We start from the raw sequence: 21,279 nt of genomic DNA on the forward strand, positions 1-21,279 counted from the left end.
TGCCGTGATAATGAAAACGCTCGATGAGTGATTTCGATCTCAATCAAATCCGCCGGCTGGATGGCGGCCTGCTGTTGGTGTTCCGCGAGCTCCTGCGGACCCGGCGCGCCAGCACGGTCGCCGACCGCCTGGGCCTGAGCCCCTCAGCGATCAGCCACGCGCTCACCCGGTTGCGCGACCTGTTCGACGATCCGCTGTTCATCCGCCGGCCGCATGGCTTCGAGCCGACGCGGCGGGCCGAGGAGCTGGGGCCGAAGATCGAGGCGCTGATCGAGCTGACGGGCCAGACGCTTGCCAAGGAGGCCGGATTCGATCCGCTGCGCAGCCGCCGGGCCTTCCGGTTCGCGGCCCCGGAGTTCGTCACCGCCCTCATCGGCGCGGCCTTGATCAACCAGCTGAAGACCGCCGCGCCGCAGGTGACCTTCGGCATTGGCTTTTCCGGCGAGGAGGATGCGTTCCGGGCGCTTCGCAAGGGCGAGATCGAGTTCGCCATCGGCCGGTTCGGGGCCGCCCGGCCGGGCTTCACGGTCGAGCCGTTGTTCGACGACGAATACTGCGTCGCCGCGCGACGGGATCATCCGCAGCTGAACGGCGTGATCGACGAGGCCCAGTGGCACGGGATCGGCCACATCTACGCCTGGTCGGCCGCCGAGGTTGGCGGCGACACCGGGCCGGCCCACGTGCGGACCAAGTCGCTGGCGGCCGTGCCGCAGTGGCTGACGGCCCTGACCATGGCCGCCTCCACCGACGGCCTGGTCACCTGCTCGCGGCGGCTGGCGGAGCGCCATGCGGAACGGCTGGGGCTGCAGGTGCTGGACCTGCCGTTCCCGCCCAACCGGATCAGCGTGTCGGTGATGCGCCGCACCGGCGTGGCCGACGAGGGCGTCGACTGGTTTCTGGGCGAAGTCAGAGCGGCGATTTCCCTGCCCTCAGGGGAGGGGAGTCAGATCTGCCGCGCGCGGCCTTCCCAGTAGGGGGCGCGGACCTTGTTACGCTGAATCTTGCCCGCTTCGGAGCGGGGGAGCTCGGTGACGAAGTCGACGCTGCGCGGGACCTTGAAGCCCGGCAGGCTGGCGCGGGCGAAGGCCAGGATCTCCTGGGCGAGCGCATCGGAGGGCTGGAAGCCCGGCTTCAGCAGGATCACCGCCTTCACCTGCTCGCCCCATTCGTCGTGCGGCACGCCGACGGTCGAGCTATCGGCGACCGCCTCGTGCTTGATCAGCTCGTTGTCGACTTCCTGCGGATAGATGTTTACCCCGCCGGAGATGATCGTCTCGGCGTTGCGGCCGGTGAGGAACAGGTAGCCGTCCTCGTCGAAGTAGCCGACGTCGCCCATGGTGAAGTAGTCGCCGACCCGGTTGGCGTTGGTCTTGGCCTCGTCCTTGTAATAGGTGAAGCCGCCGCCGGGCGGCAGCTGGTGGTAGATGCCGCCAGGCACGCCGGTCGGGCATTCATTGCCGTTCTCGTCGAGGATCTTGGAGCCGAGCAGCGCCGGGCGTTTGCCGACGCTGCCGGGCTTCTGCAGCCATTCCTCCGAGCTGATCACGAAGCCCGCGCCGCCTTCGGAGCCCGCGTAGTATTCGCTGAGCACCGGGCCGAACCAGTCGATCATCGCCGCCTTCACCTCCGGCGGGCAGGGGGCCGCGCCGTGGACGATGTAGATCACGCTGGAGAGGTCGTACTGGGCCTTCACCTCGTCCGGCAGCGCCAGCAGCCGCTGGAACATGATCGGCACCATGTGCATGTGGCTGACGCGCTTTTCGGCGATCAGCCGCAGCGCATGTTCCGAATCCCACTTGTCCATGAACACCAGCTCGCAGCCAGCGCCCATGGCGCCGCGCACGTCGAAGGCCAAGGGGGCTGCGTGATAGGCGGGTCCCGCGCAGAGCTGGACGGACGTTGCGTGGTCGTAGCCGCGCATGGCGTACATCGCCTGCATCACCACCATCGGCTGGGCGCGGTAGACGCCTTTGGGCCGCCCGGTCGTGCCGGAGGTGTACATCATGGCGTTGCCGAGCACGGGGTCGGCGATGTCGCCGCCATCCAGTGGGGCCAGCGCCGCGTCATAGTCCAGACAGCCGGTGATCGGGCCGCCGATGGCGACCTTCACCGCCAGGTTCGGGCATTGGGCCAGGGCCGCGGCCGAGGCGGTCACCCGCTGCTCGCAGAACACCGCCTTGGCCTCGCAGTCGTTGACGATGTAGGCGATCTCATCGGCGGTGAGGTGCCAGTTCACTGGCGTGATCCGCAAGCCCGCGCGCTGGGTCGCGGCCAGCACCTCGACGAACTCGGCGCGGTTGGAGCAGACGAGCGCGACGGCGTCGCCGGCGGTCAGTCCGTGCTGGCGCAGCAGGCGCACGATGCGGTTGGCCTGGGCGTTGACCTTGCCCCAGCTGTGGGTCGCTCCGTCGGGATCGTGGATGAAGGTCGCGTTCGGCTTAAGGTCCGCCCAGACGGCGGTGGTCATGCCGACGTTGGCGGCTTCCGTCAGCCGGTCGTCCAGGCTTACCCCTTCTTGGCTTGGAGGGGCCTTCAGGTCTTCCATCAAATCCTCCCGGCGCCTCACTGAGAGCGGCGCTTAAAATGCTATTGGAGGCTCTCAGAGGACGGGACGAAATAGTCCGCGCCCGTGACGGTCCGGAGGCCTCGCCGGCACCATCACACGACAGGAAGCGGGCGACAATTGGGAGGGGCGGAAGCTAACCGAAGGTCTTCGCCGACCAGCGCCAGATCAGGTAGCCGAGGCTGGCGCCGACGCAGGTCAGGAACGTGCCCCAGCAGATGTCGATCAGCGTGATCCGGGTCGCCCAGATCTTCAGGGTCGCCTGGTTGGTGAGGTCGTAGGTGGCGTAGGCGAAGGCGCCCAGCAGGGCGCCGGTCCGCGCGGTCTTGCCAAGGCCAGCATCCCTGTTGGGCAGGATCCCCAACACCAGCACGCCCAAGACGTACATCAGGTAGAAGGCGATCGCCGCGGGCAGGTTCACCGTGTCGGCCAGCAGCGCGTCCAGCGCCGGGCGGTCCACCTTCGACCCGGCGATGGTCAGGTAGACGGCGTCGAGCGCGGCGAAGACCACGCCTGTACCCAGGTAGGTGATGACGTACTTCAGCATTTTCCCCCCGTGGATTGAGTCCCGCTAGGCAGGCCTCAATCTGTAATGGCTCACGCCCCATTCCTCGCCGCCACGGTGACCGAAGAGGCCGGCGGTGGCCAGGAAGAACAGCCGCCAGCGCCGATGCCAGAGCACCGCCTTGTCGCCGTAGACGGCGCGCAGGACGGGCCGAATCTTTTCGACATTGCGGTCGTAGTTCTCCAGCCAGTGCAGCGCGGTCTTCTCGTAGTGGGCGCCGCTCCAGCGCCAGTCCTGCTCGACTTCGAACAGGTCGGGGAACTGGCGCATCAGGTTGTGGCTGGGCATGACGCCGCCGGCGAAGAAGTGCTGGGCGATCCAGTCAGCCTCGTCCTCGATATCGAAGCGGTAGGGCCCGGTCTTGTGCGTGAAGATGTGGATGAACAGCCGCCCGTCCGGTTTCAGCCAGGTCTTCACCCGGCCCAAGAGGGCGCGCCAGTTGGCCATGTGCTCGAACATCTCGACGCTGACCACGCGGTCGTACCGGCCAGCGTTTGGCGGATCGAACTCGTTCATGTCGGCGGTGATGACGGTGAGGTTGGTCAGGCCCTCGGCTGCGGCGCGGCCGCGGATGAACTCGCCCTGGCTGGCCGAGTTGGATACCGAGGTGATCTTGGACTTCGGGTAGGTTCTGGCCATCCACAGCGACAGCGAACCCCAGCCGCAGCCGAGTTCGAGGACCGTCTGGCCGTCCAACAGGTCGGCGTGGGCGCAGGTCTCGGCGAGCGCGCGGTCCTCGGCCTGGGCCAGCGTGTCGCCGGGCTGGTAGAGGCAGGAGGAGTATTTCAGCCGCGGGCCCAGGCAATTGAGGAAGAACTCCGCCGGGACCTCGTAGTGCTGCTCATTGGCGGCGTCGGTGTGCTCGGCGATCGGCCGCTCGGCCATCTGGCGGGCGAAGGCGGCGTCGGCGGCGGGGCCGCCCGAGGCGGCCTGGCGGCGCGCGCCGGAGACCAGCACCTGGATCGCGGCCTTGCGCACGGGGTCGGGAAGCGGGGCGCCCTCGAAGGCAAGCAGGGCGTTGGAAACGAGACTCATACGTATCCTCTAGGCAGCGCGTGGTTTGGGCGGCAGCGGGAAGAAGGCTGAGACCCGCTGCTGATATCTACGGTAGGCCTCGCCCTTGGAGGCAAGCTGCGCCTCTTCCAGTGGCGGAATGCCCGAAACGCGGGTGAGCAGCAGGTACATGACCACCGGCGCGGTGAGGCTGAGCCAGGTGAGCGGATGGGCGGGATCCAGCCCGATCACCGGATAGGCCAGCCAGCCCAGCCAATCGAAGAAATAGTTGGGATGCCGCGACCAGCCCCAGAGGCCGGCGTCGGCGACCTTGCCCTTGTTGGCAGGGTCGGCCTTGAAGCGTTTCATCTGGCTGTCGGAGACCGCCTCGCCGCCGATGGCGATCAGCAGCATGGTCACGCCCAGGCCGTCGCGCAGCCCAAGCTGCGCGCCCGGCGCGCGGGCGGCGATCAGCACTGAGAGCGCGATCAGCGCGGTGGCCGGCGCCTGCGGGAGCGTCACGAACAGCATGTTGCGCGCGTAGTCTTTGCCCCACTCAGCGCGGAACTTGGCGTAGCGGGGATCCTCGTGCGGATGGCCAGCGACGCGCGGCGCGAGATAGGCGAAGAGCCGCAGCCCCCAGACCGCCACCAGGGCCGCCACCAGCCACTGGCGCGGCTGCGGCATGGCGCCTTCGCCCAGCGGGAACAGCGCCGCGGCGGCCAGCGTTAGCCCGCTGCCGAGCGCCCAGAATACGTCGGTCCAGCCGCCGTTCTTCCGCGCCACGCCATAGGTCCAGGCGACCAGCATCACGACCGTCATCGCAGCCAGCACCGCGAGGCTCAAGATCCAGATCATGCCCGCCCTCTTCCCACCTCACTCATACCCGGTCATACCTTGAAACGGATGCATCCGCTGGGGGAAGCCTCCCGTAGCTCAATCAGGCCGCGCCGTGCGTTTTTCGGCGCGCCGAAGTTTGGCCAAGAGGTTGCGCGTGTTCGATTCGGATGAGCGTCGTCTACGGGTTGCGGTCGTAGGCGGCGGGATCGCGGGACTGTCCGCGGCCTGGCTGCTGTCGTCCCGTCACGAGGTGGTGCTGTTCGAGGCCGACGGCCGCCTGGGCGGCCACGCCAACACCGCCGAGGCGCCGAATCAGCCCGGCAGGATCGGAGCCGGCGCGACCCCGGTCGACACCGGCTTCATCGTCTTCAACGAGCCAAACTATCCGAATTTCACCGCGCTCCTGGATCATCTGGGCGTGGCCAGCATTCCGGCCGACATGTCGCTGAGCTTCAGCCTGGACGATGGCGGCTTCGAATATTCCAGCTTCGGCCTGGCCGGGGTCTTCGCCCAGAAGCGCAACATCTTCTCCGCCCAGTTCTGGCGCATGCTGCGCGATGTGATGCGCTTCTATAAGCACGCGCCGAAGGACCTGGAGGCGCTGGAAGCGCCGCTGACCTCGCTCGACGACTACCTGGCCGAGAAGGGCTACTGCCAGGCGTTCCGCGACGACCACCTGCTGCCGCAGGCCGCGGCCATCTGGTCGACGCCGCTGGCGCACATTGGCGCCTATCCGGCCGCCGCCCTGATCCGCTTCTTCCAGAACCACGGGATGATGAGTGTCTTCGGCCGCGGCCTGTGGCGCACGGTCCAGGGCGGCAGCCGGCAATATGTCCGCAAGCTCACCGAGGCCTTCGCCGGCGAGATCCGCACCGGCGCGCGGGTGACCGGCGTCAGGCGCGTCGCCGGCGGCGCCGAGGTGGCCGACGTGACCGGCCATGTGGAGCGCTTCGACGAGGTGGTGATCGCCACCCACGGCGACACGGCGCTGAGCCTGCTGGACGCCCCGACGCCGGAGGAGCGCCGCATCCTTTCGGCCTTCAAGTACAGCCGCAACCTCACCGTCCTGCACACCGACGCGACCCTGATGCCCAAGCGCAAGGCCGCCTGGGCCAGCTGGAACCACATCGGCCGGCGCAACGACCCCGAGGATGGCTGCGTCACCTACTGGATGAACCGCCTGCAGAGCCTGAAGAGCGCGCAGGACCTGCTGGTGACCCTCAAGCCGACCCGGCCGATCGCGCCGGAGGCGGTGATCAGGACCGAGGTCTATGAGCACCCACTGTTCGACGCCGGCGCCATCGCCGCACAGCGCGAGATCTGGAGCCTGCAGGGCGAGCACCACACCTGGTTCGCCGGCTCCTACTTCGGCCACGGTTTCCACGAGGACGCCCTGCAGGCGGGCCTCGCGGTCGCCGAGCAACTGGGCGGCGTGCGCCGGCCCTGGAGCGTCGAGGGCGAGAGCGGCCGCATCCACGTCGCGCAGCCTGCGGAGCCCGTGGGAGCCGCGGCGTGACCAACCCGGCAAATGCGGAACTGGCCTCAGGCCTCTATACGGGCCTGGTCAGCCACACCCGGGTGAAGCCCCGTAAGCACAAGCTGGCCTACCGCATCTTCATGCTGCTCATCGACCTGGATGAGCTACCCAACCTCAGGCTGCAGACGCTCGGCGTTGGGCGCTTCAACCTGTTCGGCTTCGACACCCGGCGGTTCGGCGACAGCTCGGGGCGGCCGCTGAAGGCGCAGATCGAAGCGACCCTGGCGGAGGCCGGCATTCCCACCGGCGGGCCGATCCGCATGCTGGCCATGCCGCAGATCCTGGGCGGGGCCTTCAACCCGCTCACCGTCTATTTCTGCCATGCGCCCAACCGCACGCTCTCGGCGATCCTCTACGAGGTGAACAACACCTTCGGCGAGCGGCACAGCTATCTGATCCCGGCGCCCAACGCGGCGCTGATCAAGCAGGGCTGCGCCAAGCAGTTCTACGTCTCGCCGTTCATGGACATGGACCTGACCTACGCCTTCCGGATTCTCAGACCGGAGGAGCGCGTGCTGGTGGCCGTCGACACCTCGGACGCCGAGGGCCTGATCCTGGCCGCGAGCTTCTCGGGCGAGCGTCGGCCGCTGACCGACGGCGAACTGATCAAGGCCTGGCTGACTCACCCCTGGATGACGCTGGGAACCATGGCGGCGATCCACCTCGAGGCGTTGAAGATCTGGCTGAAGGGCGAGAAGGTGCGGGTCCGCCCGCCAAAGCCCGCGCGCGCCGTGACGGTCTCGCCAGAGGCCCGGCTCGCGGCGTAGTCTCCCGCTCGATGGCCCGAGGAGGGTTCGATGAGCGACGCCGACAATCCAAAGCCCTGGTTCCGGCCGAAGGTGACGGGGACGGGCTGGACCCCTCAGACCTGGCAGGGCTGGCTGATCACCTTGGTGTTCGTCGTCCTGTTCGCGGCGACCGTGCAGTTGATCCTCCCGGACGATGTCGGCGTGACTTCAAAGCTGCCCTGGTTCGCGGCGGAGCGGCGCAGTCTGGGCGTGCCGGACGCGGGGCTCGGCCTGACGGGCGGTGTTGTGGCGCTGGGCCTGGAGATCGCCGCGTTCTCGGCCATCGGTTGGTGGGGCAGCCGCCCAAAGCGGCCCCTTGACTGATTGATCAACCAAGGTCTTGATGGGTCGATCAACCAAGGTCGCGCCCGAGGACCATCCATGTCGCTCGACACCCGTCTGCGCATCCTGCTGGCCGCGATGGATCTGTTTTCGGAGAAGGGCTACGGCTCGACCTCGATCGCCGACATCCTGAGCCGCAGCCAGGCCAATTCCGGCAGCCTCTACCACTTCTTCCCGGGCAAGCAGGACGTGCTGGTGGGCGTGCTGGAGCTCTACCGCGACGGCATCCACCAGATGCTGCTGGAGCCGGCCTGGCAGGGCGTCGAGGACCCCATCGAGCGCATCTTCGCCCTGCTGAACCGCTACCGCGCGGCCCTGCTGGAGAGCGAATGCGTCTATGGCTGTCCGATCGGCAGCCTGGCGCTGGAATTGCACGAGCCGGACCCGCCAGTCCGCGCGCTGCTGGCCGACAACTTCACCGGCTGGACCCGCGCCATCGGCGGCTGCCTGGAGGCGGGGGCCGAGCGCCTGCCCAGGGGGACCGACATCCAGGGCCTGGCCGAGTTCATCCTGACCACCATGGAGGGCGGCGTCATGCAGGCGCGCACCCACCGCGACATCGCCTATTTCGACCGCAGCATCGCCCAGCTCCGCCAGCACATGACGCTGCTGGAAAAGAGCGCCCGCCAAGGCGCGGCGGCGTGACCTGAGAGATCATCCAAGCAAAGGGGGAGTTTGAGATGCCACATGTAAATTGGTTGGCGGTGCTGGCCGCCGCGGCCGCGAGTTTCGTGCTCGGCGGCGCCTGGTACTCGGGCCTGTTCGCCAAGCGCTGGCAGGCGGCGGCAGGCGTCACCGACGAACAGATGCGCGGCGGAAACAAGCCCCTGATGTTCGCCAGCGCCTTCGTGCTCGCCCTCATCCAGTCGGCGGTCTTTGCTATGTTCCTGGGCCCCAATCCGGCCCTGATGCTGGGCGTTGGGGCAGGCTTCGCCGCCGGCCTCTGCTGGGTCGCCGCGGGCCTGGCCATGACCTACGTCTTCGAAAAGCGCAGCGTGACGCTGGGCCTGATCAACGGCGGCTACGCCACCCTGCAGTTCACCCTGATCGGCACGATCCTGGGGGCCTGGCATTGAGCCGCGCGCTCGCCATCGCCGCGGCGGTCTCCCTGACCGCTGGCGCTGCGCTGGCCGACGGCGCCAAAGCCGATCTGGCGGCGGTGCGCGACACCTCCAGCGTCGAGGCCTCCGGGGCGCGAATCCTGCAGGACACGGTGGCGATCCACGCGCCGGCGGCGGCAGTCTGGAAGGCGCTGACCGACCAGGCGAGCTACCGCGCCTGGGTGGCGCCGGGCAGTTTCATCGACTTCAGGGTCGGCGGGCGCGTGGACGTGGCGTTCGATCCCAAGGCCAAGGCCGGCGATCCGCCGGACATCAGCCAGGAGATCATCGCCTACCTGCCGGGCCGGATGATCGCCTTCCGCAACCTGAAGACCCCGCCGTTGCCGGGCGCCGCGGCCTATCCGAAGCTGGCCATCGTCATGGCGCTGAACCCGCTGCCGGGCGGGGACACCGAGGTCAGCCTGTCCCAGGTGGGCTATGGCGGGGGCGCGGAGTTCGACGCGCTCTACGGGTTCTTCAAGAGCCACAATCCGGAGTATCTCGCCGACCTGAAGGCCTACTGCGAGCGTCCTAGGCCTTGAGGAACACGTGGATGTCGCCGACGTCGCCGAGCGGGATGGGATCACGCTCCGGCGTCAGGCGCTCGCCGGCCGCCAGCGGCGCGGGGTCGGTGTAGTAGAAGATCTGCCGCTCCAGGGATCGGCGCAGGACGGCGCCGCGCGCGTCGAGCTCGACATATTCCATCACCTGGTCCATCCGCGCCACGTCCTCGCGGAAGCTCCGTTCGCGGACGAAGAGCTGAAGGCGGCCGCCGCTGGGCGCCGGCTGGTCGAGCACCGGCAGGCCCGGATCTGCCGGCCCCGGCATGCGCATGATCTCCAGCCTGGGCAGATGAAAGGCGGCGAGGCGGCCGGGCTTCAGGTGGCGGGACGCGGTGGCGAAGGTGTTCTTCCAGGCCGCGCCGCGCGGCACGTGGGCGAGCGTGAAATAGGGGCAGATGACCAGGTCGAAGGTCTGTTTGAGGTCCAGCGCGGTCATGTCGCCGCGCTTCAGCTCCACGCGCCGCGCGACTGCGGGGTCCAGCTCGGCGCGCTTGGCGCTGGCCTGGGCCAGCATGGCGGGCGCGATGTCGACACCCGTGACACTGAAGCCGCGCTCGGCGAGCGCGAAGGTCAGCCGCCCGGTGCCGGCGCCCAGTTCCAGGATCGTCCCGCCCGGCGGGCAGAGACTGGCGTAGATCTCGAGATCGCCCGCCAGCCGCGCGTCGGCGGCGGTCACCGTGTCGTAGAAGGCCGCGCTGAGGCCCTTCTCGGCATAGTAGGGATGAGTGGTCGCCATCGCGTCCTGCACAGGTTACGCAACTGTCATGCCCGATGTCGTTGCGCCGGATCAACGGTGGGGCCAAATAACCGTGACCAGGCTCGACTATGAGCCGTTGGGGGAGCTGACAACGTGACCCGTATCCAGACCCGTCCGTCCTTTGCCGTCCTGAAGCCCGCGGCCTGGGCGCGCGCCGCCCTGATCGTGGCCGCCGCGTTTTCGCTGGCCGCCTGCGGCTACAACACCATTCCGACGCAGAACCTCGCCGCCCAGTCGAAATGGGCCGAGGTGCAGAACCAGTACCAGCGCCGAAGCGACCTGATCCCCAATCTGGTCAACACCGTGAAGGGCTACGCCGCCCAGGAGAAGTCGACGCTGGTCGAGGTGACCGAGGCCCGCGCCTCGGCGACCCAGGTCAAGGTCGACGCCTCGACGATCACCAATCCGGCCCAGTTCCAGCAGTACCAGCAGGCGCAGGACAAGCTGTCCGGCGTGCTCGGCCGGCTGATGATGATCCAGGAAAAGTACCCGGACCTGAAGTCGAACGAGAACTTCCTGGCCCTGCAGAGTCAGCTGGAGGGCACCGAGAACCGCATCGCCATCGCGCGGCGCGACTACAATGACGCGGTCCAGGCCTACAACACGACGCTGGTCACCTTCCCGCAGGTGATCTGGGCCAAGACGCTGCACTCGGACGCCAAGCCGATGGTGCTGTTCTCGGCGACGGCGTCGGCCCAGTCGGCCCCGACGGTGAGCTTCGACACCACCCCGCCGCCGCCGCCCGCCGGCGTCACCCCCGGCAGCCCGCCGCCCGCGACCCCGGCGCCCAAGTGAGCGCCAACGCCCGCAGCCTCCTCCGCCGCGGAGGGGGGCTGCTGGCGGCCGTGCTGGCGGTCTTCGCGTTCGCCACCGTCGCTTTCGCCGCGGACCTGAAGTTCCCGCCGCTGACGGGGCGCGTGGTCGATAACGCGCACATGCTGTCGCCCGCGACGGCGGAGAAGCTGACGAACGAGCTGGCGGCGCTGGAGCAGCAGACCGGCCACCAGATCGTGGTGGCCACCGTGCCCGACCTGCAGGGCCATGAGATCGAGGACTACGGCTACCAGCTCGGGCGCACTTGGCTGCTGGGCCGCAAGGGCGTCAACGATGGCGCGATCCTGCTGGTGGCGCCCAGCGAGCACAAGGTGCGCATCGAGGTCGGCTACGGCCTGGAGCCGGTGCTCACCGACGCCATGACCAGCGTCATCCTCAACAGCAAGGTCCTGCCGCAGTTCAAGGCCGGCCACATGGAGCAGGGAGTCATCGACGGGACCGAGGCGCTGATCGCCCAGGCCGGACTCCCGGACGACCAGGCCAAGGCCAATGTCGCCCAGGCCGACGCGGCGAACGTGAGCCAGGACCGCGCGCCCATGCCGCGCGACCCGCGCCGCGGCTTCCCGATCATCGGCATCCTGTTCGTCGTCTTCTGGGTGCTCTCGATCCTGCTGCGCGGCCGGCGCGGCCTGGGCGGGTTCTGGTGGCTGCCCTTCATGTTCCTGGGCGGCGGACGCGGCGGCGGCTGGGGTGGCGGCGGCGATGGGTTCGGCGGCGGCGGCGGCGGGTTCTCCGGCGGCGGCGGCGGCGGATTTGGCGGCGGCGGATCGTCGGGGAGCTGGTGATGAAAGCGCTCAGTCCATCAGACCTGACCGCCATCGAGGCCGCCGTGCGCGCCGCGGAGGCCAAGACCACCGGCGAAATCTACTGCGTGGTCACCGAGGAGAGCGCCCACTACACCGAGATCGTCATCGCCTGGGCGACGGCGGTGGCGCTGCTGGGCCCGGCGGTGCTGTTGCTGGCCGGCGTGCATGTCACCATCCCCGACCTGTTCTCCAGCTGGAGCGCGTCGGATGTGGGCGTGGCGATCGAGACGGCGGTGCGCAACGCGCTGATCGGCGCCATCGTCGTCCAAGGCGTCCTGTTCGTCGTGACCGCCGCGATCGTGGCGATCCCGGGCGTGCGGCGGTTCCTGACGCCAAAGGGGCTAAAGCGCCTGAGGGTCCAGCGCCGCGCCGCCGAGCAGTTCATCGCCCAGAACCTGCATCAGACACGCGAGCGGACCGGGGTGCTGATCTTCGTCTCGCTGGGCGAGCGGATGGCCGAGCTGATCGCCGACGAAGGCATCGCCGACCATGTTGAGCCGCATGTCTGGGACAAGGCGATGGCGGCGCTGACCGCGGGCCTGGCCGACGGCAAGGTCGAGGAGGGCTTCGCCGCCTGCATCGGACTGTGCGGCGAGGTCTTGGCCGCAAAGTTCCCGGCGCACGCCGGCGACAACCCTAACGAGTTGCCCGACGCCGTGGTGGTGCTGCCCCGGCCCTGAGCGGCGATCCCTTGCCACGGCAAGGGTTGAGGCAATCCGCCGCACCCGCCTTCGGCAAGCTTCACCATAGTTCTTCTGGTATTGCCGCGGCGCCCCGGCCGCTACAGATTGTGGCCGCGGTTGGGCGGGAAGCGGAACCCAGGTGAGCGCTTCGGGCGAAGAGTTGGGCGCGCAAGATCCCATCGTGCGGTGGTCGACCGACGCGACCGCCCTCGGCATGGCCTTCGTGCTCGAGAGCAGGCCGGTCGCCGGAGTCAATCAGGGGTGGTCGCGCCGGTTCGTCTTCGCCGGCCCCCGCTGCCTGGGGGTGAACGGCGTCGGACCCGAGGTGATCATGGGCGACGCCCAGGTCTTCTTCGACATGATCCTGCCGGAACACCGCGAGGCCTATGCGGCGGCGGAGGCCCAGGCGCTGGCCGAGCTGAAGCCGTTCGATGTCGAAGTCGCCATGCGCCGCGCCGACGGCGAGGTGCGCTGGCACCGGGTCGCGGCCCTGTTGCGCGCGCAGCCGGACGGGTCGGTGTTCTGGGACGGCCTGCAGATCGACGTCACCGACCGGCGCGAGATGGCCGCCGCCCTGGTGGAGCAGCGCCGCCGCCTGGAGGTCGCCGTGGAGGCCACAGGCCTCGGTTTCTGGGAATGGGACTTGGAGGCGAACCGGGTGCACTGGTCGGACCGCAACCGGGCGCTCTTTGGGCTCGGACCCGACGATCCCGTGAGTGTGCAGCGCTATCTGGAGCTTGTGCATCCCGACGATCGGAATGATGTCCGCGCAACCTTCATCGCCGCCCGCGACCAGCCGGACGGCGGCGTCTATTCCCTCGAACACCGCATCATAACCCCGGCCGGCGAGCAGCGCTGGATTCAGGCGCACGGCAGCATCGCCACCAACGCCGACGGCGAGGCCCGGCTTGCGGTCGGCACCTCGCTGGACATCACCGAGCGCAAGGCCGCCGAGGAGCGGCGCGCGCTCTTGATGGGCGAACTGGCGCACCGGGCGAAGAACGGCATCGCCATCCTGATGGCCATCGTCAGCCAGACCGCCCGCGGACAGGAGACCGTCGAGGGGTTCCTGGAGCTGATCATGGCCAGGCTGCAGGCCATGGCGGACTCCCAGGACCTGGTGACGGAGGCGGGCGGCCGGCCGGTGCCGCTGGGCGATGTGCTGGCCAGGGCGCTCACCCCCTTCGGCCTGGGCCGCGTCGATCTCGAGCCGGAGATGAGCGAGGTGACCCTGCGGGGCGACATGGCGATCGGCATGGGCCTGCTGGTCCACGAGATGGCCACCAATGCGGTCAAGTACGGTTCGCTGTCGGCGTCGTCCGGCCGCGTCGCCGTGGGCCTGGACGCGGCGCCCGAGGGCCGCGCGGCCTTCACCTGGCGCGAAGCCGGCGGTCCACGGGTCTCGCCGCCGGAGAAGCCCGGCTTCGGCACCCGGCTGCTGCAACTGGTCCTGCGGCCCCAGGGCGGCGACGTCAGCTTCGCCTTCGATCCCGACGGTTTCCGCGCCCGCGTCGAATTCCCGACCGTGCGCTAAGCGTCCGGTAGAACAACCGCATAACGGTCTTTTCTTGCTGGAATAGGCGGTGCGGCTCTAGAATTGAGCAAGTCCAGCGGAGGCGGATCATGGCCTACAAGCTCAACGTCAACGGTAAGGTCATGGAGGCCGACGTCGACGCGGACACGCCTCTGCTCTGGACCCTGCGCGACACCCTCGGAATCCTTGGGCCGAAGTTCGGCTGCGGCATCGCCCAGTGCGGCGCCTGCACCGTGCACATCGACGGCAAGGCCACCCGCAGCTGCGTCCTGCCGGTCTCGGCGGTGGGCGACAAGGCGATCACCACCATCGAGGCCATGGAGAACCATCCCATCGGCAAGAAGGTGCAGGCCGCCTGGATGGACCTGGACGTGGCCCAGTGCGGCTACTGCCAGCCGGGCCAGATCATGGCGGCGACGGCGCTTCTGGCGAAGACGCCCAAGCCCACCGACGCCGACATCGACCAGGCGATGACCAACATCTGCCGCTGCGCCACCTACACCCGGATCCGGGCGGCCATCAAACAGGCCTCCGGTCAGAAAGTGACGGTCTGACGCCATGACCCTCGAACTTACCGGCGCCTCGCGGCGCGACCTGCTGAAGGCTTCCGTCGTCGGCGGCGGCCTGGTGCTCTCCTTCTCCATCGCGCCCAAGGCCGGCGCGGCCGAGGCCGGCGCCCAGGCGCTGAACGCCTATGTGCGCATCGCGCCCAACGGCCTGGTCACCATCATGGCCAAGAACCCGGAAATCGGTCAGGGCGTGAAGACCTCGCTGCCGATGATGATCGCCGAGGAACTGGACGTCGAATGGGACAAGGTCCGCATCGAACAGGCGGACAACGACCCCAAGCTCTACACACGCCAGTTCGCCGGCGGCAGCCTGGCGACGCCGATGAACTACGACGACCTGCGCAAGGTTGGCGCGGTCGCCCGCGCCATGCTGGTCAACGCCGCGGCCACCGCCTGGAACTGCCCGTCCGGCGACTGCAAGACCGACGCGGGCCACGTGATCCACGTTTCGACCGGCCGCAAGCTTCCCTACGGCACGCTGGCCGGCCAGTGCGCGGGCGTCGCGGCGCCCGACCCCAAGACGGTGCCGCTGAAGGACCCGAAGGCCTACAAGATCATCGGCAAGCCCAAGCCGCAGTACGACACCAAGAAGATCGTCACCGGCCAGCCGTTGTTCGGCATCGATGTCCGCGTGCCGGGCATGCTCTACGCGACCTATGAGAAGGCGCCGGTGTTCGGGGCCAAGGTGGCGACCGCCGACCTCGACGCCGCGCGCGCCGTCAAGGGCGTCAAGAAGGTGTTCATCGTCGACGGCGGGACCAAGCTCGACGGCCTGCTGCCCGGCGTCGCCGTGGTGGCCGACAGCTGGTGGGCCGCGCGCAAGGGCCGCAACGCGCTCAAGACGACCTGGCAGGACCACCCGACCGCCAAACAATCCACGGCGGCCTTCGACAAGCGCGCCGCGGAGCTGAACGCCGGCGCGCCGATGACCAACCTGCGCAAGGACGGCGACGTCGACGCGGCGCTGAAGGGCGCGGCGCACACCGTCGAGGCGGCCTATTCCTATCCGTTCCTCAGCCACGCGCCGCTGGAGCCCCAGAACACCACCGCCCACTTCAAGGACGGCAAGATGGAGATCTGGGCGCCGAGCCAGAACCCGGAGCCCGGCCGCCAGCTGGTCGCCGCGACGCTGGGCCTCAAGCCCGACGACATCACCGTCCACATGACCCGCTGCGGCGGCGGCTTCGGCCGGCGTCTCAGCAACGACTACATGGTCGAAGCCGCCTGGATCGCGCGCGAGGCCGGGGCTCCGGTGAAGCTGCTGTGGACCCGCGAAGACGACATGCACCACGACCTCTACCGGCCCGCCGGCTACCACTATTTCAAGGGCGGCGTGGACGATAAGGGCAATCTGGTCGCCTGGCAGGACCACTTCGTGACCTTCGGCGACGGCGACAAGGTCGCCTCCAGCGCCGGCATGGGCGGGACCGAGTTCCCGGCCCGCTTCGTGCCCAACTGCAAGATCGACCAGTCGACCATCCCGCTGGGCGTGCCGACCGGGCCGATGCGGGCGCCGGGCTCCAATGCGCTGGCCTTCGTGAACCAGAGCTTCATCGACGAGCTGGCGCATGCCGCCGGCGCCGATCCGGTGGCCTTCAAGATGAAGCTGCTGGGCGACGCGCCGATGGTCGGCAATGGCCCCTCCGGCTACAACGCCGCGCGGATGAAGGGCGTGCTGGCCGAGGTCGCGGAGATGTCCGGCTGGGAAGGCCGGGCCAAGCTGCCCAAGGGCACGGCCATGGGCGTCGCCTTCCACTACAGCCACGCCGGCTACTTCGCCGAGGTGGTGCAGGCGAGCGTCAATCCGGCCAGCGGCGCGGTCAAGGTCGACAAGGTCTGGGTCGCCGCCGACGTGGGCCGCCAGATCGTCAATCCGCTGGGCGCCATGAACCAGGTGCAGGGCGCGGCGCTCGAGGGGCTTTCCCACGCGCTCTACCAGAAGATCACCATCGTCGACGGAGCAGCCAAGGAGAGCAACTTCTCCAACTATCCGCTGCTGCGGATGGCCGCGGCGCCGCCGGTGGAGGTGAAGTTCGTGATCACCGACTACCCGCCGACCGGCCTGGGCGAACCCGCCCTGCCGCCGGTGATCCCGGCGCTCTGCAACGCGATCTTCGCCGCGTCGGGCAAGCGCATCCGCAGCCTGCCGATCGATACGAAGCAGCTGAAGGCCTAAGGGCGCCCGCGGTGGCGGGCGCGCTCGGCCGCGCGATGCGGCTCGTCGCCTTGGGCTGGGCGGCGGCGATGCTGTGCGCGACCGCGGCCTGGGCGCAGACGCCTGCGCGCAGCGTTGCAATCTCCGATCTCATGGGGCTTGGCCCGGCCGAGGTGCGCGCTCGGCTGGCCGACATCGACCCGGCCTGGCCCATCCAGCCGATGTTCGAGATCGCGAGCCCCGATGGCGCCCTGTCGTTCGTCAGCCTCGACCAGCTGATGATCGATCCGGTGGCGGCGCGCCGCCTGGCGATGTACCGCACCTATGCCGATCCGGTCGCGTGGGAGCCCTATGTGGAGTGCCGCACGGCCGCGCAGCGGGACGACCGCGCGCCGACGCCGGGTGTCATGGTCGCGCTGATGTTCCGCGGCGGACGCCTGGCCGGAGCCTTCGGCGCGCCCCCCGACACCGAGCGGCCGCCGCCGGCCATGGACCCCGCGGTCGCGCAGGCGCGTCAGCGCCATCCGCCGGTCTCGCCGTTCACCGCACACGCGGGCGACCTTCCCCTGGAGGACGGCGTGGCCTTCCTGTCCCGCTGGACCCGGCCGCAGCTTGCGCCAGGTGTTCGCCTGTCGGCCGTCTGCGCGCCAACGCCGCCGCCGGCCCCGATCCAGCGCGCCCCGCACCACGGGCTCGACGCCAGCGATTGGCAGGGCCTGTCCCTGCTGCCGTTCGCCGTCGGCCTGCCGGCCATGAACCGCCAGCGCGAGGAAGCCCGCGTCCGCGGGACCGCGCTCCTGCAGTCGCTGCATGTCGGGGACGCGTTGCCGGCGCCCGTCGAACGTTTCGCCGCCCAGCATCCCGGCGTCCGCGCCTACCGCGGGCAGGCCGGCTACGCCGTGCTGTCCATCGACCTCGGCGGCTATCCCACCCGCAACCTCAGCAACTTCAAGGACGCGGCTCTCGTGGGCCTGCGCAACGACAGGATCGAATGGATATCGCAGCCGTCGGGCCTGGATTCCGTGGGACCGCGGCCGTCGCTGCTCTGCATCGACACCGATGGGGACGCCGCCGCGCCGCGCAAGGGCTGCCACGGCTGGGGCCAGTTCACGCCCTAGGTCGGTCATGAGCGGTTGCTGGGCCGGCCCAGGTTTGCACAATGTCCTGTGAGGCGGCGCCAGACCGCTTGTTCGACGCGGGGACGGCACGTTGCAGAAGCTTCTGATCGCCAACCGGGGTGAGATCGCCGTGCGGATCGCGCGCACGGCCGCCGAGATGGGGATCGCCACCGTCGCGGTCTATTCGAAGGACGATGCGGCCTCGCTGCACACCCGCAAGGCCGACGAGGCGCAGGCGCTGCAGGGCTCCGGCCCGGCGGTCTATCTGGACATGGATGGCGTGGTGGCGGCGGCCAAGGCGGCGGGCTGCGACGCGGTGCATCCGGGCTACGGGTTCCTGAGCGAAAACGCCGCCTTCGCCCGCGCCTGCGCTCAGGCCGGCCTGACCTTCGTGGGGCCGACGCCGGAGACGCTGGAGCTGTTTGGCGACAAGGGCCGCGCCCGCGCGCTGGCGCACGAGTGTGGCGTCCCGGTGCTGCCGGGCACCACGGGGCCGACCAGCTTGGAGGAGGCCCAGGCCTTCTTCGCCGAGCTGGGCGAAGACGGGGCGGTGATGATCAAGGCGGTGGCGGGCGGCGGCGGGCGCGGCATGCGGCCGGTGACCGACGCCGCGGAACTGCCGGCGGCTTTCGATCGCTGCGCCTCGGAGGCCAAGGCCGCGTTCGGCAACGGCGACCTCTATGTGGAGCGCTTCCTGCCGCGGGCGCGGCATGTCGAGGTGCAGATCATCGGCGACGGGCGCGCCGTCAGCCACCTCTGGGATCGTGAGTGCAGCCTGCAGCGCCAGCGGCAGAAGGTGGTGGAGATCGCGCCGGCCGACATGGTTCCGCCGGCCCTGCGCGAGCAGCTGTTCGCCGCCGCCGTCAGCCTGGGCGAGGCGGCGGGCTACCGCAGCCTGGGCACCATGGAGTTCCTGGTGGGGCGCGAGCGGTTCGTGTTCATCGAGGGTAACGCGCGGCTGCAGGTGGAGCACACGGTCACCGAGGAGGTCACCGGCCTCGATCTGGTGCGGCTGCAGCTGCAGATCGCCGATGGCGGGACGCTGGCGGACCTTCATCTGACGCAGGCGGAGGTTCCGCCGCCGCGCGGTCATGCGGTGCAGGCCCGGGTCAATCTGGAGACCATGGCCGCGGACGGATCGGCCAAGCCGGCGGGCGGCCTGCTCACGGCCTTCGAGCCGCCGTCGGGGCCGGGAATCCGCGTCGACGGCTTCGGCTATGCAGGCTACCGCACCAGCGCGCGGTTCGACAGCCTGTTGGCCAAGCTGATCGTGCATGCCGGCGCCGGCGGCCTGGAGCGCGCGGTCGCCAAGGCCTACCGGGCCTTAAGCGAGTTCCGTATCGAGGGCTCGGCCAATAACATCGGCTTCCTGCAGCACCTTCTGGCCCGTCCGGAGGTGGCGGCGGGCGACGTCCACACCCGTTTCATCGACGAGCACATCGCCGAACTGACCGGCGGAACGCAGGCTCATCCGAAGCTCTATTTCGACGCCCCGGCGAAGGCCGCGGCCGCTCCGCAACGGGTCGGCTATCAGGTCGACGCCGTGGATCCGCTGGCCATCCTGGCGCTTGGCAAACAGGAAACCGCGCCGTCCACGGAAGACTTGGAGCACGACGCGCCGGAAGGGACCCAGGCCCTGTGCGCGCCGCTGCAGGGGACGGTGATCGCCATCGCGGTCGCCGAGGGCGACGCGGTGCGCGCCGGCCAAGCGCTGATGATCATGGAAGCCATGAAGATGGAGCATGTGATCACCGCCGAGGTCAGCGGCGTCCTGCGCCAGATCACCGTGACGGTCGGCGAGACGGTCTTCGAGGACCATCCGCTGGCCTTCCTGGAGGCGGCGGAGGTCGGCGCGGGCGAAGGTGGCGAGGAAGAGGCTATTGACCTCGACTACATCCGCCCCGACCTCGCCGAGGTGCTGGGCCGCCAGGCGATGGCCAGGGACGCCGCGCGGCCCGACGCGGTGGCCAGGCGGCGCAAGACGGGCCAGCGCACGGCGCGGGAGAACGTCGAGGACCTGGTCGATCCCGGCAGCTTCGTCGAATACGGCCCGCTGGTGGTGGCGGCGCGGCGCAGGCGGCATTCGCTGGACGAACTGGTCAAGACCACGCCCGCCGATGGCATGATCATGGGCTGGGCCAGCGTCAACGGCGACCGCTTTGCCGAGGACCGCGCGCGCACCGCCGTGCTCTCCTACGACTACACGGTGCTGGCCGGCACCCAGGGCGCCAACAACCACTGGAAGCTCGACCGGATGAGCGAGCTGATCCACCGCTGGCGGACGCCGACGGTGTTCTTCACCGAGGGCGGCGGCGGCAGGCCCGGCGACACCGAGGGCGGCGGCTTCACCCGCGGCTTCGAGTTTTGGGGCAAGCTGTCCGGAACCGTGCCGCTGGTGGGGATCAACTCCGGCCGCTGTTTCGCCGGCAACGCCGCGATCCTGGGCTGCTGTGACGTGATCATCGCCACCAAGGACTCGGCGCTCGGCATGGGCGGCCCGGCCATGGTCGAGGGCGGCGGCCTTGGCGTCTTCCGGCCCGAGGAGATCGGCCCGATCAAGGTCATGCAGGCCAACGGCACCATCGACGTCCTGGTGGACGACGAGGCCGACGCCGTGCGGGCCGCGAAGAAGTACCTCGCCTATTTCCAGGGCCCACTCGCCGATTGGACGTGTACGGATCAACGGCTGCTGCGCCGCGCGATCCCGGAGAACCGATTGCGGGTCTACGATGTCCGCAAGGTGATCGAACTGATCGCCGACGAGGGCTCGGTGCTGGAGCTGCGGCCCAAGTTCGGCCTGGCCATGGTCACCGCCTTCATCCGCGTCGAGGGCAAGCCCATGGGGGTCTTCGCCAACAACCCGATGCATATCGGCGGCGCGATCGACAGCGACGCCTCGGACAAGGCCGCGCGGTTCCTGCAACTCTGCGAGGCCTTCGACATCCCCGTCCTGTCGCTGTCGGACACGCCCGGCAACATGGTGGGGCCAGAAGCCGAGAAGACCGGCCTGATCCGCCACTGCTCGCGGCTGTTCGTGATCGGGGCCAACCTGACGGTGCCGATCTTCTCGGTGATCCTGCGCAAGTCCTACGGCCTGGGCGCCATCGCCATGACCGGCGGCAGCTACCAGGCGGCGATGTTCTGCGTCTCCTGGCCCACCGGCGAGTTCGGCGGCATGGGGTTGGAGGGCTCGGTGAAGCTCGGCTACCGCAACGAGCTCGCCGCCATCGCCGACCCGGCCGCCCGCAAGGCCAAGTTCGACGAGATGGTCGCCGCCGCCTACGCCAGCGGCAAGGCCATGGCCCGCGGCTCGCACCCGGCGCTGGACGACGTCATCGACCCCGCCGACACGCGCCGCTGGATCGTCGGTGGTCTGAAGGTCCTGCCGCCCACGCCGCCGCGGACGGAGAAGAAGCTGAAGTGGGTGGACAGCTGGTGAGATCGGCCGCGGGCGAGATCGCCAGGCGACCGATCCAAACGCGCGAATGTCGGAAACTGGAGTTAAATTCCATTTTCTGGTGTGAATGTGCAA

General features: G+C 69.3%; 20 protein-coding genes. 15 read left to right on the forward strand and 5 right to left on the reverse strand.

Features of this window, described 5'->3' with window-relative positions; all coding sequences use genetic code 11:
* The first annotated feature begins 23 nt into the window (after window positions 1-23).
* Entirely contained in the window at window positions 24-974 is a 951-nt protein-coding gene (locus VKQ35_RS02900) for a LysR substrate-binding domain-containing protein (protein ID WP_324358550.1), read from the forward strand.
* Here VKQ35_RS02900 and VKQ35_RS02905 read toward each other — a convergent pair.
* The 4 genes from VKQ35_RS02905 to VKQ35_RS02920 all read right to left on the reverse strand — a co-directional run bounded on the left by VKQ35_RS02905 (window position 944) and on the right by VKQ35_RS02920 (window position 4,979).
* A complete protein-coding gene (locus VKQ35_RS02905; protein WP_324358551.1) occupies window positions 944-2,545 on the reverse strand; it encodes an AMP-binding protein in 1,602 nt (533 codons plus the stop codon). The genes VKQ35_RS02900 and VKQ35_RS02905 overlap by 31 nt on opposite strands.
* A 154-nt stretch (window positions 2,546-2,699) precedes the next feature.
* Complete coding sequence (locus tag VKQ35_RS02910; protein WP_324358552.1) at window positions 2,700-3,110, reverse strand: DUF2177 family protein; 411 nt, start codon at window positions 3,108-3,110, stop codon at window positions 2,700-2,702.
* Between the two features lie 24 nt (window positions 3,111-3,134).
* Window positions 3,135-4,163, reverse strand: coding sequence for a cyclopropane-fatty-acyl-phospholipid synthase family protein (locus VKQ35_RS02915; RefSeq protein ID WP_324358553.1), 1,029 nt, complete (start codon window positions 4,161-4,163; stop codon window positions 3,135-3,137).
* 9 nt (window positions 4,164-4,172) lie between these two features.
* Window positions 4,173-4,979, reverse strand: coding sequence for a DUF1295 domain-containing protein (locus VKQ35_RS02920; protein WP_324358554.1), 807 nt, complete (start codon window positions 4,977-4,979; stop codon window positions 4,173-4,175).
* A gap of 136 nt (window positions 4,980-5,115) precedes the next feature.
* Between VKQ35_RS02920 and VKQ35_RS02925 the strand changes: the two genes are divergently transcribed.
* The 6 genes from VKQ35_RS02925 to VKQ35_RS02950 are packed head-to-tail and all read left to right on the forward strand — an operon-like array spanning window position 5,116 to window position 9,270.
* Window positions 5,116-6,477 carry an NAD(P)/FAD-dependent oxidoreductase gene (locus VKQ35_RS02925; protein WP_324358555.1) on the forward strand — a complete coding sequence of 454 codons (1,362 nt, stop codon included), beginning with the start codon at window positions 5,116-5,118 and terminating at the stop codon, window positions 6,475-6,477.
* Window positions 6,474-7,265: a DUF1365 domain-containing protein gene (locus VKQ35_RS02930; RefSeq protein ID WP_324358556.1), complete on the forward strand. Its 792-nt coding sequence runs from the start codon at window positions 6,474-6,476 to the stop codon at window positions 7,263-7,265. The genes VKQ35_RS02925 and VKQ35_RS02930 overlap by 4 nt, the downstream gene beginning before the upstream one ends.
* Window positions 7,266-7,295: 30 nt before the next feature.
* Window positions 7,296-7,610 carry a hypothetical protein gene (locus tag VKQ35_RS02935; protein ID WP_324358557.1) on the forward strand — a complete coding sequence of 105 codons (315 nt, stop codon included), beginning with the start codon at window positions 7,296-7,298 and terminating at the stop codon, window positions 7,608-7,610.
* A gap of 57 nt (window positions 7,611-7,667) precedes the next feature.
* Window positions 7,668-8,273, forward strand: a complete 606-nt coding sequence (locus tag VKQ35_RS02940; protein WP_324358558.1) for a TetR/AcrR family transcriptional regulator — start codon at window positions 7,668-7,670, stop codon at window positions 8,271-8,273.
* A gap of 35 nt (window positions 8,274-8,308) precedes the next feature.
* The gene (locus tag VKQ35_RS02945) at window positions 8,309-8,704 is read left to right on the forward strand and encodes a DUF1761 domain-containing protein (RefSeq protein ID WP_324358559.1); all 396 of its coding nucleotides are present in this window, start codon (window positions 8,309-8,311) and stop codon (window positions 8,702-8,704) included.
* Entirely contained in the window at window positions 8,701-9,270 is a 570-nt protein-coding gene (locus tag VKQ35_RS02950) for an SRPBCC domain-containing protein (RefSeq protein WP_324358560.1), read from the forward strand. Before VKQ35_RS02945 ends, VKQ35_RS02950 begins: the two co-directional genes overlap by 4 nt.
* On the opposite strand, the gene VKQ35_RS02955 is transcribed toward VKQ35_RS02950, so the two are convergent.
* Window positions 9,260-10,027, reverse strand: a complete 768-nt coding sequence (locus VKQ35_RS02955) for a class I SAM-dependent methyltransferase (RefSeq protein ID WP_324358561.1) — start codon at window positions 10,025-10,027, stop codon at window positions 9,260-9,262. The two genes, VKQ35_RS02950 and VKQ35_RS02955, sit on opposite strands and share 11 nt — an antisense overlap.
* Before the next feature lie 114 nt (window positions 10,028-10,141).
* Here VKQ35_RS02955 and VKQ35_RS02960 point away from each other — a divergent pair, with 114 nt between their 5' ends.
* The 8 genes from VKQ35_RS02960 to VKQ35_RS02995 all read left to right on the forward strand — a co-directional run bounded on the left by VKQ35_RS02960 (window position 10,142) and on the right by VKQ35_RS02995 (window position 21,186).
* On the forward strand, window positions 10,142-10,843 hold the full coding sequence (locus VKQ35_RS02960; protein WP_324358562.1) for a LemA family protein: 702 nt from the start codon (window positions 10,142-10,144) through the stop codon (window positions 10,841-10,843).
* The gene (locus tag VKQ35_RS02965; RefSeq protein WP_324358563.1) at window positions 10,840-11,667 is read left to right on the forward strand and encodes a TPM domain-containing protein; all 828 of its coding nucleotides are present in this window, start codon (window positions 10,840-10,842) and stop codon (window positions 11,665-11,667) included. Before VKQ35_RS02960 ends, VKQ35_RS02965 begins: the two co-directional genes overlap by 4 nt.
* Window positions 11,667-12,368: a TPM domain-containing protein gene (locus VKQ35_RS02970; RefSeq protein WP_324358564.1), complete on the forward strand. Its 702-nt coding sequence runs from the start codon at window positions 11,667-11,669 to the stop codon at window positions 12,366-12,368. The genes VKQ35_RS02965 and VKQ35_RS02970 overlap by 1 nt, the downstream gene beginning before the upstream one ends.
* Window positions 12,369-12,552: 184 nt before the next feature.
* Entirely contained in the window at window positions 12,553-13,905 is a 1,353-nt protein-coding gene (locus tag VKQ35_RS02975) for a sensor histidine kinase (RefSeq protein WP_324358565.1), read from the forward strand.
* A gap of 89 nt (window positions 13,906-13,994) precedes the next feature.
* Window positions 13,995-14,459, forward strand: a complete 465-nt coding sequence (locus VKQ35_RS02980) for a (2Fe-2S)-binding protein (protein WP_324358566.1) — start codon at window positions 13,995-13,997, stop codon at window positions 14,457-14,459.
* Window positions 14,460-14,463: 4 nt separating this feature from the next.
* Window positions 14,464-16,650 (forward strand): xanthine dehydrogenase family protein molybdopterin-binding subunit, encoded by a 2,187-nt coding sequence (locus tag VKQ35_RS02985; protein ID WP_324358567.1) that lies wholly within the window; start codon window positions 14,464-14,466, stop codon window positions 16,648-16,650.
* Window positions 16,651-16,661: 11 nt separating this feature from the next.
* On the forward strand, window positions 16,662-17,747 hold the full coding sequence (locus tag VKQ35_RS02990; RefSeq protein ID WP_324358568.1) for a hypothetical protein: 1,086 nt from the start codon (window positions 16,662-16,664) through the stop codon (window positions 17,745-17,747).
* A gap of 91 nt (window positions 17,748-17,838) precedes the next feature.
* Window positions 17,839-21,186 carry a carboxyl transferase domain-containing protein gene (locus tag VKQ35_RS02995; protein WP_324358569.1) on the forward strand — a complete coding sequence of 1,116 codons (3,348 nt, stop codon included), beginning with the start codon at window positions 17,839-17,841 and terminating at the stop codon, window positions 21,184-21,186.
* Window positions 21,187-21,279: the final 93 nt, after the last annotated feature.

Source organism: Phenylobacterium sp. (assembly GCF_035309685.1).
Lineage (GTDB): Bacteria > Pseudomonadota > Alphaproteobacteria > Caulobacterales > Caulobacteraceae > Phenylobacterium.

What these genes read in the sequence shown, in the direction of transcription:
- VKQ35_RS02955 (WP_324358561.1), bottom strand. Translation starts at nt 10,027, where the DNA reads ATGGCGACCACTCATCCCTACTATGCCGAGAAGGGCCTCAGCGCGGCC.
- VKQ35_RS02970 (WP_324358564.1), top strand. Translation starts at nt 11,667, where the DNA reads ATGAAAGCGCTCAGTCCATCAGACCTGACCGCCATCGAGGCCGCCGTG.
- VKQ35_RS02910 (WP_324358552.1), bottom strand. Translation starts at nt 3,110, where the DNA reads ATGCTGAAGTACGTCATCACCTACCTGGGTACAGGCGTGGTCTTCGCC.
- VKQ35_RS02945 (WP_324358559.1), top strand. Translation starts at nt 8,309, where the DNA reads ATGCCACATGTAAATTGGTTGGCGGTGCTGGCCGCCGCGGCCGCGAGT.
- VKQ35_RS02935 (WP_324358557.1), top strand. Translation starts at nt 7,296, where the DNA reads ATGAGCGACGCCGACAATCCAAAGCCCTGGTTCCGGCCGAAGGTGACG.
- VKQ35_RS02900 (WP_324358550.1), top strand. Translation starts at nt 24, where the DNA reads ATGAGTGATTTCGATCTCAATCAAATCCGCCGGCTGGATGGCGGCCTG.
- VKQ35_RS02905 (WP_324358551.1), bottom strand. Translation starts at nt 2,545, where the DNA reads ATGGAAGACCTGAAGGCCCCTCCAAGCCAAGAAGGGGTAAGCCTGGAC.
- VKQ35_RS02940 (WP_324358558.1), top strand. Translation starts at nt 7,668, where the DNA reads ATGTCGCTCGACACCCGTCTGCGCATCCTGCTGGCCGCGATGGATCTG.
- VKQ35_RS02980 (WP_324358566.1), top strand. Translation starts at nt 13,995, where the DNA reads ATGGCCTACAAGCTCAACGTCAACGGTAAGGTCATGGAGGCCGACGTC.
- VKQ35_RS02920 (WP_324358554.1), bottom strand. Translation starts at nt 4,979, where the DNA reads ATGATCTGGATCTTGAGCCTCGCGGTGCTGGCTGCGATGACGGTCGTG.
- VKQ35_RS02915 (WP_324358553.1), bottom strand. Translation starts at nt 4,163, where the DNA reads ATGAGTCTCGTTTCCAACGCCCTGCTTGCCTTCGAGGGCGCCCCGCTT.
- VKQ35_RS02985 (WP_324358567.1), top strand. Translation starts at nt 14,464, where the DNA reads ATGACCCTCGAACTTACCGGCGCCTCGCGGCGCGACCTGCTGAAGGCT.